The following is a 14,268-nucleotide window of genomic DNA, read 5'->3' as shown; positions in this document are numbered from 1 at the left end:
GCCCGTTCGGCGGTGCTTAGCGGAATCGCTATGCTCTGGACGCAGTATAGCGGGTTGATTGCTGCAATGCACAAGAACGCCGCCTTACGCACCACTACGTAGCCTGCGCCCAACAGGGCCGCATCAGAGCAAGGAATCAGCGATGGAATGCACAGTGACGTGGACCGGGGCCGCCGGCGCACGTTCGGGGATGGGTTTTCTGGCCGAGACCGGCACCGGCCACGTGCTGGTGATGGACGGCGCGCCGGACGAGGCGCGGCCGGAGAACGGCGGGCTCAACCTCGCTCCGCGGCCGATGGAGACGGTGCTTGCCGGCACCGGCGGCTGCACCGCCTACGACGTGGTCTTGATCCTCAAGCGCGGACGCCACGACGTGCGCGGCTGCTCGGTGAAGCTGAGCGCGGAGCGCGCCGCCACCGACCCGAAGGTGTTCACGAAGATCCACATGCACTTCACCGTGCGCGGGCGCAAGCTGCCTGCCGCCGCCGTGGAGCGGGCGATCGCGATGAGCCACGAGAAGTACTGCTCCGCGAGCGCGATGCTCGCGAAGACGGCGGAAATGACGACCAGCTTCGACCTCCTCGAAGACGGGGAGGGCGCCGCGGGCTAGATGTAGTGCGCGGTGGTGGTCATGACGCGCGCCGCCGCCCGCATGGCCATCTTCACCGGCGCCGGCAGTTCCACGCCGCCGGCGTGCAGCGCGAGGTTCGCATGGGCGGCCTCGTCGTCCTTCATCTGCGCCACGATGGCGCGCGAGGCGTGGTCGGCCGCGGGCAGTCGATCGAGGTGGCCCTGCAGGTGCGCCTCGACCTGCCTTTCCGTCTCGACCACGAACCCCAGGCTCACCGGGTCGCCCATGCGCGCGGCGACGAGCCCGAACGTGAAGGCGCCCGCGTACCAGAAGGGGTTGAGGACCGACGGGCGCGCGCCGAGTTCGTCGAGGCGCGCTTTCGTCCATGCCAGATGGTCCGTCTCCTCCCGGGCGGCCTGTTCCAGTTGCACGCGCAGCCCCTCGTTGCGCGTGGCCAGCGCCTGCGCGGTGTAGAGCGCCTGGGCGCAGATCTCGCCGACGTGGTTCACGCGCATCAGGGCGGCCGCGTGCTGCTTTTCCTGGGCGCCGAGGTGGGTGGCTTCTGCGGGCACGACGGGGCACGGCCGCGTGCTGCGCGGCGTGGCAAAGAGGGTGCGCAGCGCCTGGTCGGCGGCGCCGAGGATGCGATCGATCATGGCTGGAGTTTAGGCGGCCACCGGCCTCGTGGCGAGGCCTTTGCACCCATGGAAATGCCCCGGCGGACCCGCTCCGAAGTGCGGCGAAACGACAAATTCGTTGCGCCGATCCCACTCGACCGAACCGGTCGCGTTGCCAGTCTGCAACGGAACGTGGCTTGTGCCGCAAATTGCTTTGCGGTGCAAAAAGCGCTCTGGTGGAATGGCAAAAAAAGTCCCAAGAGGAGGGGACCGGTGGAGTGCGCGACGTGCCTGGGAGCGTGCTTCATGCGTAACGCAGCCCTTTCTTAACCTTGGAGAAACTTGCATGAAAAAGTCACTGATTGCGCTGGCCGTGATGGCTGCCGCAGGTGCGGCCTCCGCACAGTCCTCGGTCACCCTGTTCGGCATCGTCGACGCGACGATCGCCTACGGCAAGGGCAGCGACGGCGCTGCCAGCAAGACGCAACTGACCAACTCCGGCTACAACAGTTCGCGCATCGGCTTCCGTGGCACGGAAGACCTCGGTGGCGGACTGGCCGCTTCCTTCTGGCTGGAAGGCTCCCTGGGCAACGACGACGGCACCGCTGGCCAGCGCATCCCGGTGGGCAACCAGAACGGCCTGCAGGCCCCCAACGACGGCGCCGGTCTGGTGTTCAACCGCCGTTCGACGGTCAGCCTGTCCGGCAACTGGGGCGAAATTCGCATGGGTCGCGACTACACCCCGACCTTCTGGAACCTGACCATCTTCGATCCGTTCGGCACGAATGGCACGGGCACGACCCTGACCCTGGTCGCTCCGGCCGGCGGCCTGGGCGTTGCCGCCAACGCGCTGGTGCCGGTGGGCACCCGTGGCGTGATCGTCCGCGCTTCCAACGACATCGGCTACTTCCTGCCGGCCAACCTGGGCGGCATCTACGGCCAGATCAACTACTGGATGGGTGAGAACCTCAGGAACGCCAACGTCAGCGGAGTCTCCAGCAAGAACGACGGCACCGGCGGTGGCGTTCGCGTCGGCTACGGCGCCGGTCCGTTCAACGTGGCTGCTGCCTGGGCGAAGACCAAGTACGACGTGACGGCCGTGAACGGTGTGTTCGGCGGCCCGACGGGTGACTTCACGACCTGGAACATCGGCGGCCAGTGGGACTTCGGCATGGCCAAGGTGATGGGCCACTACACCGCCGACAAGCGCGGCAACAGCGCATTCAACGGCGACACCGACGGCAAGGGCTGGCTGCTCGGTGCCCTGGTGCCGGTGGGCGCCGGCGAGATCCGCGCCGCCTTCTCGGAGTACAAGATCGAGTTGGCCAGCGGTGCCGAGCCGAAGGCCCAGCAGCTCGCCCTGGGTTACGTGCACAACCTGTCCAAGCGCACCGCGCTCTACACGACCGTGGCCCGCGTGAAGAACGAGGGCGGCTCGGCCTTCGCCCTGAACGGCGCCCAAGCTGTCGTCAACAACAACTCGACCGGCTTCGACCTGGGCATCCGCCACAGCTTCTGATTTCGAAGCGGCCCGAAGGCCGCCACGGAAGAAAAGAAACTTGAAAGGGCCGCCGAAGGGCGGCCCTTTTTTCCGTTGCGCCGCATGGTCATCGATCCCCTGGTTGTGGCGCCGAGGATGCGGCGGGCCATCTGCCGGGATGTGCCCCCCACTGGCGTGGGGGCCCCCGAAGATTTCACGGCGCGCCAGCATCTGCGATGCGGAAAAACCACAAAATTGTTGTGTACGGTCCACTCGACCATGGCAATCCTGTTGTCGGACTGCAACGAAACCTCGTCCGCAGGGCGAATTACTTTGCGCGGCAAAAAGCGCTCTGGTGGAATAGCAGCAACTTCCCAAAAGGAGGTTGGCCCGGGGATCCGGTGGGAATGCGCCACGTGCTTGGATGAGCGCCCCATACGTACCGGAGCCCTCGTTTAACCTTGGAGAAACTTGCAATGAAAAAGTCCCTGATTGCGCTGGCCGTGATGGCCGCTGCGGGTGCGGCCTCCGCCCAGTCGTCGGTCACCGTGTTCGGCATCGTTGACGCGACGATCGCCTACGGCAAGGGCACCGACGGCGCCTCCAGCAAGACGCAGCTGACCAACTCCGGCTACAACAGCTCGCGCCTCGGCTTCCGTGGCACGGAAGACCTGGGTGGCGGCCTGGCCGCTTCCTTCTGGCTGGAAGGTTCCCTGGGTAACGACGACGGCACCGCTGGCCAGCGCATCCCGGTGGGCAACCAGAACGGCCTGCAGGCCCCCAACGACGGCGCCGGCCTGGTGTTCAACCGCCGTTCCACGGTCAGCCTGTCCGGCAACTGGGGCGAAGTGCGCCTGGGTCGTGACTACACCCCGACCTTCTGGAACCTGACGATTTTCGATCCGTTCGGCACGAACGGCGTCGGCACCACCCTGACCCTGGTTGCCCCCGCGGGCGGTCTGGGCGTTGCGGCCAACGCGCTGGTGCCGGTGGGCACCCGTGGCGTGATCGTCCGCGCTTCCAACGACATCGGCTACTTCCTGCCGGCCAACCTGGGCGGCATCTACGGCCAGATCAACTACTGGATGGGCGAGAACGTCCAGAACAACGCCGCCAACGAAAAGGACGGCAGTGGCTGGGGTGGTCGCATCGGCTACGGCGCCGGCCCGTTCAACGTGGCTGCCGCTTACGCCCAGACCAAGTACGACGCCACCCCGGTCAACGGCGCGGCCGGTGGCCCGTCGGGTGACTTCACGACCTGGAACATCGGCGGCCAGTGGGACTTCGGCATGGCCAAGCTGATGGGCCACTACTCCGCCGAAAAGCGTGATGCCAGCGTCACCAGTGCCGAGGCCAAGGGCAAGGGCTGGCTGATCGGCGCCCTGGTGCCGGTCGGCGCCGGCGAAATCCGTGCTTCCTACTCGACCTACAAGATCGAGCTGGTCGGCGGCGCCGAGCCGGAAGCCAAGCAGTTTGCCCTGGGCTACGTGCACAACCTGTCCAAGCGCACTGCGCTCTACACGACCATTGCCCGCGCGAAGAACGAAGGTGGCGCGGCCTTCGCCCTGAACGGCTCCACCGCGGTCGTGAACAACACCTCCACCGGCTTCGACCTGGGCATCCGCCACAGCTTCTGATTTTCGAAGCGGCCGCAAGGCCGCTGCAGAAAACAAGAAACTTGAAAAGCCGCCCATGTGGCGGCTTTTTTTGCCCAACTCTGCGCCGCAAGAGCGCTCTGTCGGGATAGAACAACCTCCCAAAGTGGAGGTTGGCCGGGGTTCGGTAGGAGTGCGGCGTGCACCTGCATGCGCGCCTCATGCGTAACCGGGCCCCATGTTTAACCTTGGAGAAACTTGAATGAAAAAGTCCCTGATTGCGCTGGCTGTGATGGCCGCTGCAGGTGCGGCCTCCGCACAGTCGTCGGTCACCCTGTTCGGTATCGTCGACGCGACGATCGCCTACGGCAAGGGCACCGACGGCGCCTCCAGCAAGACGCAGCTGACCAACTCCGGCTACAACAGCTCGCGCATCGGCTTCCGTGGCACGGAAGACCTGGGTGGCGGTCTGGCCGCTTCCTTCTGGCTGGAAGGTTCCCTGGGTAACGACGACGGCACCGCTGGCCAGCGCATCCCGGTGGGCAACCAGAACGGCCTGCAGGCCCCCAACGACGGCGCCGGCCTGGTGTTCAACCGCCGTTCGACGGTCAGCCTGTCCGGCAACTGGGGCGAAGTGCGCCTGGGTCGCGACTACACCCCGACCTTCTGGAACCTGACGATTTTCGATCCGTTCGGCACGAACGGCGTGGGCACGACCCTGACCCTGGTGGCGCCTGCCGGCGGCCTGGGCACGGCCGCCAACGCGCTGGTGCCGGTCGGCACCCGTGGCGTGATCGTCCGCGCTTCCAACGACATCGGCTACTTCCTGCCGGCCAACCTGGGCGGCATCTACGGCCAGGTCAACTACTGGATGGGTGAGAACGTCCAGAACAACGCCGCCAACGAGAAGGACGGCACCGGCTGGGGCGGTCGCATCGGCTACGGCGCCGGCCCGTTCAACGTGGCGATCTCCTATGCCAAGACCCGCTACGACGCCACGCCGGTCAACGGCGCGGCCGGTGGCCCGTCGGGCGACTTCACGACCTGGAACATCGGCGGCCAGTGGGACTTCGGCATGGCCAAGCTGATGGGCCACTACAGCCAGGAAAACCGTGACACCAGCGCCACCAGCGCTGAAGTCGACGGCAAGGGCTGGCTGATCGGCGCCCTGGTGCCGGTCGGCGCCGGCGAAATCCGCATCGCCTACTCGACCTACAAGATCGAGCTGGCCGGCGGCGCCGAGCCGGAAGCCAAGCAACTGGCCCTGGGCTACGTGCACAACCTGTCCAAGCGCACCGCGATCTACACGACCGTGGCCCGCGTGAAGAACGAAGGCGGCTCGGCCTTCGCCCTGAACGGTTCCAGCGCTGTTGCCAACAACAACTCCACTGGCTTCGACCTGGGCATCCGCCACAGCTTCTAATCTTCGAAGCGGCCGCGAGGCCGCTGCAGAAGAAAAGAAACTTGAAAGCCGCCCTCGGGCGGCTTTTTTCCTCCACTCAATGGACACCCCGCTGTTTTCCGGACGTCGCCGCCGCTGCGCCACCCTCCTGTGCGCCGCCGCCCTGCTGGCCGGCTGCGCGTCGCCGCCCGCGCAGCAGGCCGCCGACCCTGCGAGCTCGCCCTGGGCCGGGCAATCCGGGCTGCACGCCGATGCGGCCGACGCTCCCTGGGTGCACAAGACCTTCCCCGGCAAGACCGCCACCCATTTCCAATATGCGCGCCTCGACGGCCGCGATGCGATGTCGGTGCAGGCCGAGAGCTCGGCGAGCATGCTGCGCCAGCAGGTCCGCATCGCGCCGGCCGACCTGGGCCGCGTGCGCTTCTCCTGGAAGGTGCCCGGCCTGATCGAGCAGGCCGACCTGGCGCTGCGCGACCGCGACGACGCCCCGGTGCGCATCGTGCTCGCCTTCGAGGGCGACCGCTCGCGCTTCTCGGCGCGCGACGCCGCCCTTTCCGAACTGGCCCGCGCGCTCACCGGCGAGGAGATGCCGTACGCCACGCTGATGTACGTGTGGTGCAACCATCGCGAACCCGGCAGCGTCATCCGCAGCCCGCGCACCGACCGCATCCGCAAGCTGGTGGTCGAATCGGGCCCGCAGCGGCTGAACCGCTGGCTGGATTACGAGCGCGACATCCGCGCCGATTACCTGCGCGTGTTCGGCGAGGAGCCCGGTGCGCTGGTCGGCATCGCGATCATGACCGACAGCGACAACACGCATTCGCACACGCAGGCCTGGTACGGACCGGTGCGCCTGGTGCCCGCGCAACGGGCGCACTGAGCCGGGGAACGTTCAGAGTTTCCCCGCGTTCCGGCACGGGAATTGCCATGCTAGCCTCGGCAGCCCAACGCTCGGACCCGATGCTCGCCTTCATCCTGCGCCGCATGCTCCAGGCCGTCGTGGTCATGGTCACGGTCGCCTTCATCGCCTTCCTGCTGTTCCAGTACGTCGGGGACCCGGTGGTGTTCCTGCTCGGGCAGGACGCGAGGCCGGAGCAGATCCGCGAGCTGCGCTCCGCGCTGGGGCTCGACCAGCCCTTTTTCGTGCAGTTCTGGCACTTCCTGGGCAACGCGGTGCAGGGCGAGTTCGGCCTCAGCCTGCGCCAGGGCGCCAAGGTCTCGCGCCTGATCGCGGAACGCTTCCCCGCCACGCTGGAACTGGCGCTGATCGCGGCGCTGCTCGCGCTGCTGGTGGGCGTGCCCATGGGCGTGTACGCGGCCCTGCGGCGCGGCAGCTTCGGCAGCCAGTTGTTCATGACGCTGTCGCTGCTGGGCGTGTCGCTGCCGACGTTCCTGATCGGCATCCTGCTGATCCTGGTCTTCTCCGTCACGCTCGGCTGGTTCCCCAGCTTCGGCCGCGGCCAGACGGTGCAGGTCGGCTGGTGGGGCACCGGCCTGGCGACGCGCGACGGCTGGCACCACATCGTGCTGCCGTCGATCACGCTGGCGATCTTCCAGCTGACGCTGATCATGCGCCTGGTGCGCGCGGAGATGCTGGAGGTGCTGCGCACCGACTACATCAAGTTCGCGCGCGCCCGTGGCCTGTCGAACCGCGCGATCCACTTCGGCCACGCGCTGAAGAACACCATGGTGCCCGTGATGACCATCACGGGCCTGCAGCTCGGCCAGCTGATCGCCTTCGCGATCATCACCGAGACCGTGTTCCAGTGGCCCGGCATGGGTCTTCTCTTCATCCAGGCGGTGACCTTCGCCGACATCCCCGTGATGGCGTGCTACCTCTGCCTGATCGCCCTGATCTTCGTCGCGATCAACCTGGTCGTCGACCTGCTTTACTTCGTCGTCGATCCGCGCCTGCGCGTGGCGGCGGCGGGAGGACATTGACCCGTATGCTGGCCCCGGCCGCCCGACTGGCGCACGCGCGCCCCTTCGCGCACATCGCGCAGTTCCATCCCGAACTCACCGCCTTCCGGCGCGACCTGCACGCGCACCCGGAACTGGGCTTCGAGGAGGTCTACACCGCCGCCCGCGTGCAGGAAGCCCTGCGCCTGTGCGGGGTGGACGAGATCCACACCGGCATCGGCAAGACTGGCGTCGTGGGCCTCGTCCGCGGCCGCGCCAACACCTCGAACCGCATGATCGGCCTGCGCGCCGACATGGACGCCCTCACCATGGCCGAGAGCAACGACTTCCCCTGGAAGTCCACCCGCAACGGGATGATGCACGGCTGTGGCCACGACGGCCACGTCACGATGCTGATCGGCGCGGCGCGCTACCTCGCGGAGACGCGCAACTTCGACGGGACCGCGGTGCTGATCTTCCAGCCCGGCGAGGAAGGCTTCGCCGGCGCCAAGGCCATGATCGAGGACGGCCTGTTCCAGCGCTGGCCGGTGGAGTCGGTCTATGCGATGCACAACTGGCCCGGCCTCAAGCCCGGCTGCTTCGGCATCCGCCACCACGCGATGATGGCCTCGGCCGACCGCGTCACCATCGAGATCACCGGCAAGGGCGGCCACGGCGCGCACGCCTACCTTGCGGTCGACCCCGTGCTGGTCGCCGGCCACATCATCACCGCCGTCCAGAGCATCGTCTCGCGCAACGTGAAGCCGGTTGACGGCGCGGTGATCAGCCTGTGCGCGATGCAGGCGGGCGACCTGCACGCGATGAGCGTGATCCCCGGCAAGGCGACGCTGGTGGGCACGGTGCGCACCTTCCGCCCGGAAGTGCAGGACATGGTGGAAAGGCGGCTGAAGGAGCTGTGCAGCGCGGTGGCGCTGGGCTTCGGCGCCTCGGCCACGGTGCAGTACGAGCGCATCTACCCGGCGACCATCAACACCGCCCGCGAGACCGAATTCGCGGGTGACGTGGCGGAGTCCCTGGTGGGCCCCGAGAACGTGGTGCGCGACATGGAACCCAGCATGGGCGCCGAGGACTTCTCCTTCATGCTGCAGGTCCGCCCCGGCGCCTACCTCCGCATCGGCCAGGGCGGCGAAGGCAGCTGCATGCTGCACATGACGCGCTACGACTTCAACGACGAGATCCTTCCGCTCGGCTCCGCGCTGCACGCGAGCCTGGTGGAGCAGGGCCTGCCGCTCGCGACCTGAGCCGCAGGCACGCTTTCATCCGAGGGCATCACTTCCAACAAGGAGTTCCATCATGCGAATCAAGAGCGTTCTCGCCGTGGGTCTGCTGTGCGCCGCACTGGGCGTGCAGGCGCAGGCCGTGCGCATCGCCAACCAGGGCGATGCACTGTCGATGGACCCGCATTCCCTGAACGAGTCGCTGCAGCTGGACGTGCTGGGCAACATCTACGACGCGCTGGTGCTGCGCGACAAGGACCTGAGCCTGATGCCCGGGCTGGCGACCGCCTGGAAGCAGACCTCGCCGACGGTGTGGCGCTTCGACCTGCGCAAGAACGTGCAGTTCCACGACGGCACGCCCTTCACGGCCGACGACGTGCTGTTCTCGATGGCGCGCACGCAGGCCGACGGCTCCGACATGAAGAGCTACACCAACGACTTCAAGGCGGTGCGCAAGGTCGACAGCCACACCGTGGAGATCGAGACCAACAAGCCCTTCCCCATCCTGCCGGACATGATGTCGCGCGTGATGATCATGTCCAAGAAGTGGTGCGAGGACAACCAGGCCACCCGCCCGGTGGACCGCCGCAAGGGCATCGAGAACGCCGCCTCCTTCCGCGCCAACGGCACCGGCCCGTATCGCCTGCGCGAGCGCCAGCCCGGCGTGCGCACGACCTTCGTGCGCAACGGCAACTACTGGGGCAAGGTCGAGGGCAACGTGCAGGAGGTGGTCTTCACGCCCATCGGCAACGACGCCACCCGCGTGGCCGCGCTGCTCTCCGGCGAGATCGACGTGATGGAACCGGTGCCGCTGCAGGACGTGGACCGTGTCAACGCCTCGCCCAACGCGCGGGCGCTCACCGGCCCCGAACTGCGCACCATCTTCCTGGGCATGGACCAGAAGCGCGACGAGCTGCTGTACTCGAACATCAAGGGCAAGAACCCGTTCAAGGACAAGCGCGTGCGCCAGGCCTTCTACCAGGCGATCGACATCGAGGGCATCAGGAAGACGGTGATGCGCGGCGCTTCCTCGCCCACCGGGGAGATGGTCGGCAACGGCATCAACGGCTTCCAGCCCGACCTGAACAAGCGCCTGCCCTACGACCCGGAGGGCGCGAAGAAGCTGCTGACCGAGGCCGGCTACCCGAACGGCTTCGAGGTCACGATGAACTGCCCGAACGACCGCTACGTCAACGACTCGCGGATCTGCCAGGCGGTGGCGGCCAACCTCTCGCGCATCGGCGTCAAGATCAACCTGGCGGCCGAGACCAAGGGCACCTACTTCCCGAAGATCCTGCGCCGCGACACCAGCTTCTACCTGCTCGGGTGGACGCCCAGCACCGTGGACGCCCACGACCCGCTGAACGCGATCATGTCCTGCGTGGACGACAAGGGCGCCGGCCAGTTCAACCTCGGCGCCTACTGCAACCCGAAGGTCGACGAGCTCGCCCGCAAGGTGCAGGCGGAGACCGACAAGACGAAGCGCAACGCGATGATCCACGAGGCCTTCAAGATCCACCAGGACGACATCGGCCACATCCCGCTGCACCAGCAGGCGCTGGCCTGGGGCGTGAGCAAGCGCGTGGAGTTGGTCCAGCGCCCCGACAACAACATCTCCTTCAAGTGGATCAAGGTGAAGTCGGGCGCCTGACGCGATGAGGCAGCTGCTCGCGCGCTGGCTTGACGGCGACGTCGGCTACAGCTTCCGCACGTCCCCGGTGGCGATGCTGGCGGCGGCCATCGCCATCGTGTGCCTGTTCTGTGCGGTCTTCGCCGGCTGGGTGGCGCCGCACAATCCCTTCGACCTCACCACGCTGGAGCTGGGCGACGCGCGCCGTCCGCCGGCGTGGCTGGCGGAGGGCAGCCGCAAGTACCTGCTGGGCACCGACGACCAGGGCCGTGACATCCTGTCGGCCCTGATGTACGGCGCCCGCATCTCGCTGGTCGTGGGCGTGGTCTCCGTGCTGCTGTCGATGGTGATCGGCGTGTCGCTCGGACTGCTGGCCGGCTTCCGCGGCGGCTGGGTCGACGCCTTCCTGATGCGCCTGTGCGACGTGATGCTCAGTTTCCCGGCGATCCTGGTGGCGCTGCTGATCGCCGGCGTGGGGCGCGCGCTGTTCCCCAACGCGCCGAACACCGTCGCCTTCGGCGTGCTGATCCTCGCGATCACGCTGGCCGGCTGGGTGCAGTACGCGCGCACCGTGCGCGGTTCCACGCTGGTGGAGCGCAGCAAGGAATACGTGCAGGCGGCGCGCGTGACGGGCGTGGCGCCGCTGCGCATCATGCTGCGCCACGTGCTGCCCAATGTGCTGGGGCCGGTGCTGGTGCTGGCCACCATCCACATCGCCACGGCCATCATCACCGAGGCGACGCTGTCCTTCCTGGGCGTGGGCGTGCCGCCCACCTCGCCCTCGCTGGGCACGTTGATCCAGGTCGGCAACAACTACCTGTTCTCGGGCGAGTGGTGGATCACGGTGTTCCCGGCGGTCATGTTGATCCTGATCGCGCTGTCGGTGAACCTCCTGGGCGACTGGCTGCGCGATGCGCTGAACCCGCGGCTGCGATGAACCCGCTCCTTCAAGTCCAGGATCTGGTGGTGGAGTTCCCGACGCGGCGCGGGACGCTGCGGGCGCTGGACCGCATCTCCTTCGACATCGCGCCGGGCGAGATCCTGGGCGTGGTCGGCGAGTCGGGTGCCGGCAAGTCGCTCACCGGCGCGGCCATCATCGGCCTGCTGGAGCCGCCGGGGCGCATCGCCTCGGGGCAGGTGCTGCTGGAAGGCGAGCGCATCGACAACCTGCCCTTCGAGCGCATGCGGCACATCCGCGGCCGCAGGATAGGCGCGATCTTCCAGGACCCGCTCACCTCGCTCAATCCCCTCTACACCATCGGCCGCCAGCTCGAGGAGACGATCCGGGCGCACCTTCCGGTGGAACGCGCCGAGGCGCGCCGGCGCGCCATCGCGCTGCTGGAGGAGACCGGGATCGCGGCCGCCGACGAGCGCATCGACCACTATCCGCACCAGTTTTCCGGCGGCATGCGGCAGCGCGTGGTGATCGCGCTCGCGCTGGCGGCGGAGCCGCAACTGGTGGTCGCCGACGAACCGACCACCGCGCTGGACGTGTCGATCCAGGCCCAGATCATCCAGCTGCTCAAGCGCATCTGCCGCGAGCGCGGCGCGGCGGTCATGCTGATCACGCACGACATGGGCGTGATCGCGGAGACCTGCGACCGCGTGGCCGTGATGTACGCGGGGCGCCTGGCGGAGATCGGCCCGGTGCACGAGGTGATCCACCAGCCGGCGCACCCCTACACGATGGGCCTGATGGCCTCGATCCCCGACATGGAGGGCGAGCGCGAGCGCCTGAACCAGATCGACGGCGCCATGCCGCGCCTGAACGCGATCCCGTCCGGCTGCGCCTACAACCCGCGCTGCCCGCGCGCCTTCGAGCGCTGCACGCACGAGCGGCCCGAACTGCTGAATGCCGGCGCCACGCGGGCGGCCTGCTGGCTGCACGACGCCCACGCGGAGGTGCCGGGATGAGCACGGTCTTTCCCATGGACTCGCTCCCGCTCCCCTCCGGAGAGAGGGCAGGGGTGAGGGGCGCTTCCCTCGAAGCCCCCCTCGTCCAGGCCATCGACCTCGCCAGGACCTTCGACGTCTCCGCCCCCTGGCTCAACCGCGTGCTCGAACGCAAGCCGCGCCAGCTGCTCCATGCCGTGGACGGCGTGAGCTTCGCCATCGAGAAGGGCCGGACGCTGGGCCTCGTCGGCGAATCCGGCTGCGGCAAGAGCACCGTCGCCCGCCTGCTCGTGGGACTGTACGCGCCCACGCGGGGCAGCTTCCGCTTCGACGGCCAGGACGCGCATGCGGCCTTCCGCTCGGCCGAGGGCCGCAAGCTGCGCCGCCGCATCCAGATGATCTTCCAGGACCCGTACGCCAGCCTCAACCCGCGCTGGACGGTGGAGGACATCGTGGGCGAGCCGCTGAAGGAGCACGGGCTCGTCGAAGGCCGGGCGGCGCTGCGCGAGCGGGTGGGCGAGCTTCTGTCCTCGGTCGGCCTCGGCCTGCAGGACGCCGCCAAGTACCCGCACCAGTTTTCCGGCGGCCAGCGCCAGCGCATCTCGATCGCGCGCGCCATCGCCACGCACCCGGACTTCCTCGTGTGCGACGAGCCCACGTCGGCGCTGGACGTCAGCGTGCAGGCGCAGGTCCTCAACATCATGAAGGACCTGCAGCGGCGGCTGGGGCTCACCTACCTGTTCATCTCGCACAACCTCGCGGTGGTGCGGCACGTGAGCGACGACGTCGGCGTGATGTACCTCGGGCGCCTGGTGGAGGTCGCCCCCAAGCAGCAGCTGTTCGCGCGGCCGCAGCACCCCTACACGCGCATGCTGCTGGACGCGATCCCGAAGATGCACGACACCGGCCGCGCGCGCACGCCGGTGCAGGGCGAGGTGCCGAACCCGCTGAACCCGCCGGCGGGCTGCGCCTTCCATCCGCGCTGCCCGCATGCCGGTGCGCGCTGCAAGGCGGAGCGGCCGGCCTTGCTGGAACTGCGGGGCGTGCGGGTGGCCTGCCACGCGGTGGAGGAAGCACGGATCTAGGCGTACCGCTTGTTCCGCAGGTTGTTCTTCATCTCCCGCAACAAGGGCTGCAGCCTCCCCCCGCCGATCCTCAGCGCCACCGTCGTCGCCAGCACGTCGATGATCATCAGGTGCAGCAGCCGCGACACCATCGGGCTGTAGCGGTCGTAGCCCTCCGGGTGGTCCGCCGCCAGGTGGATCTGCCCCGCCGCCGCCAGCGGCGAGCCGGTCGCGGTGATGACGATCGCCGTCGCGCCGTTGCGCCGCGCGATGTCGCAGGCGTCCATCAGGTCGCGGGTGCGGCCCGAGTTCGAGATCACCACCACGCAGTCTCCCGCTCCCAGCAGTGTCGCGCTCATGACCTGCATGTGGCCGTCGCTGTACGAGATGGTGTTGACGCCGAGGCGGAAGAACTTGTGCTGCGCGTCGAGCGCCACCACGCCGGAGTTGCCCACCCCGTAGAACTCGATGCGGCCGCGGGTGCGATGGGTGGCCGTCAGCGCCTCCGCCGCCTTCTCGATGGCGAAGGTCGAGGCGTCGTTGCGGTACTTGAGGAAGGCGGCGACGGCGTTGTCGATCACCTTGACCATCACGTCGCCGGTTTTGTCGTCCGGGTCGACGCTGCGGTGGATGAAGGGCACGCCCTCGCTGACGCTGCCGGCCAGCTTCAGCTTGAAGTCCGACAGCCCGTCGTAGCCCATGCTGCGGCAGAAGCGCACGACGGTGGGCTTGCTCACGTGCGCGCGGTCCGCCAGCTCGCTCACCGGCAGGTTGGCGAAGGAGCGCGGGTCGCCCAGCACGAGGCGCGCCACGCGCTGCTCCGCCGGGGCCAGAGAGGGCATGGATGCGCGGATGCGATCTAACACGTGAGCCTCGCCG

The 14,268-nt window shown here is 68.1% G+C and carries 13 protein-coding genes; 11 read left to right on the top strand and 2 right to left on the bottom strand.

The genetic code is table 11. The annotated features are described in order from the left end of the window. The first annotated feature begins 142 nt into the window (after positions 1–142). Positions 143–610 (top strand): OsmC family protein, encoded by a 468-nt coding sequence (locus JJ685_RS20560; protein WP_201676196.1) that lies wholly within the window; start codon positions 143–145, stop codon positions 608–610. Here the strand turns inward: JJ685_RS20560 and coq7 are convergent. Beyond that, positions 607–1,227, bottom strand: coding sequence for a 2-polyprenyl-3-methyl-6-methoxy-1,4-benzoquinone monooxygenase (gene coq7, locus JJ685_RS20555; RefSeq protein WP_201676195.1), 621 nt, complete (start codon positions 1,225–1,227; stop codon positions 607–609). The genes JJ685_RS20560 and coq7 overlap by 4 nt on opposite strands. Before the next feature lie 307 nt (positions 1,228–1,534). Here coq7 and JJ685_RS20550 point away from each other — a divergent pair, with 307 nt between their 5' ends. The 10 genes from JJ685_RS20550 (at position 1,535) to JJ685_RS20505 (ending at position 13,410) form a co-directional block, all read left to right on the top strand. After that, on the top strand, positions 1,535–2,707 hold the full coding sequence (locus tag JJ685_RS20550) for a porin (protein ID WP_201676194.1): 1,173 nt from the start codon (positions 1,535–1,537) through the stop codon (positions 2,705–2,707). A gap of 437 nt (positions 2,708–3,144) precedes the next feature. Continuing rightward, a complete protein-coding gene (locus JJ685_RS20545) occupies positions 3,145–4,305 on the top strand; it encodes a porin (protein WP_201676193.1) in 1,161 nt (386 codons plus the stop codon). Between the two features lie 220 nt (positions 4,306–4,525). Beyond that, complete coding sequence (locus tag JJ685_RS20540) at positions 4,526–5,686, top strand: porin (RefSeq protein ID WP_201676192.1); 1,161 nt, start codon at positions 4,526–4,528, stop codon at positions 5,684–5,686. A 79-nt stretch (positions 5,687–5,765) separates the two neighbouring features. Further along, positions 5,766–6,545: a DUF3047 domain-containing protein gene (locus tag JJ685_RS20535; RefSeq protein ID WP_201676191.1), complete on the top strand. Its 780-nt coding sequence runs from the start codon at positions 5,766–5,768 to the stop codon at positions 6,543–6,545. 80 nt (positions 6,546–6,625) lie between these two features. Further along, entirely contained in the window at positions 6,626–7,606 is a 981-nt protein-coding gene (locus JJ685_RS20530) for an ABC transporter permease (protein WP_201676253.1), read from the top strand. Positions 7,607–7,611: 5 nt separating this feature from the next. After that, a complete protein-coding gene (locus JJ685_RS20525; protein WP_201676190.1) occupies positions 7,612–8,826 on the top strand; it encodes a M20 aminoacylase family protein in 1,215 nt (404 codons plus the stop codon). A gap of 52 nt (positions 8,827–8,878) precedes the next feature. Beyond that, on the top strand, positions 8,879–10,453 hold the full coding sequence (locus JJ685_RS20520; protein WP_201676189.1) for an ABC transporter substrate-binding protein: 1,575 nt from the start codon (positions 8,879–8,881) through the stop codon (positions 10,451–10,453). Between the two features lie 4 nt (positions 10,454–10,457). After that, positions 10,458–11,369, top strand: coding sequence for an ABC transporter permease (locus JJ685_RS20515; RefSeq protein ID WP_201676188.1), 912 nt, complete (start codon positions 10,458–10,460; stop codon positions 11,367–11,369). Continuing rightward, positions 11,366–12,346 (top strand): ABC transporter ATP-binding protein, encoded by a 981-nt coding sequence (locus tag JJ685_RS20510; RefSeq protein ID WP_201676187.1) that lies wholly within the window; start codon positions 11,366–11,368, stop codon positions 12,344–12,346. The genes JJ685_RS20515 and JJ685_RS20510 overlap by 4 nt, the downstream gene beginning before the upstream one ends. Before the next feature lie 14 nt (positions 12,347–12,360). Then, on the top strand, positions 12,361–13,410 hold the full coding sequence (locus tag JJ685_RS20505) for an ABC transporter ATP-binding protein (protein ID WP_201676252.1): 1,050 nt from the start codon (positions 12,361–12,363) through the stop codon (positions 13,408–13,410). On the opposite strand, the gene JJ685_RS20500 is transcribed toward JJ685_RS20505, so the two are convergent. Then, positions 13,407–14,255 carry a MurR/RpiR family transcriptional regulator gene (locus JJ685_RS20500; protein WP_201676186.1) on the bottom strand — a complete coding sequence of 283 codons (849 nt, stop codon included), beginning with the start codon at positions 14,253–14,255 and terminating at the stop codon, positions 13,407–13,409. The two genes, JJ685_RS20505 and JJ685_RS20500, sit on opposite strands and share 4 nt — an antisense overlap. Positions 14,256–14,268: the final 13 nt, after the last annotated feature.

The organism is Ramlibacter monticola, assembly GCF_016722785.1.
In the GTDB taxonomy this organism is placed as follows: domain Bacteria; phylum Pseudomonadota; class Gammaproteobacteria; order Burkholderiales; family Burkholderiaceae_C; genus Ramlibacter; species Ramlibacter monticola.
This window is presented reverse-complemented; position numbering and strand designations above follow the sequence as displayed.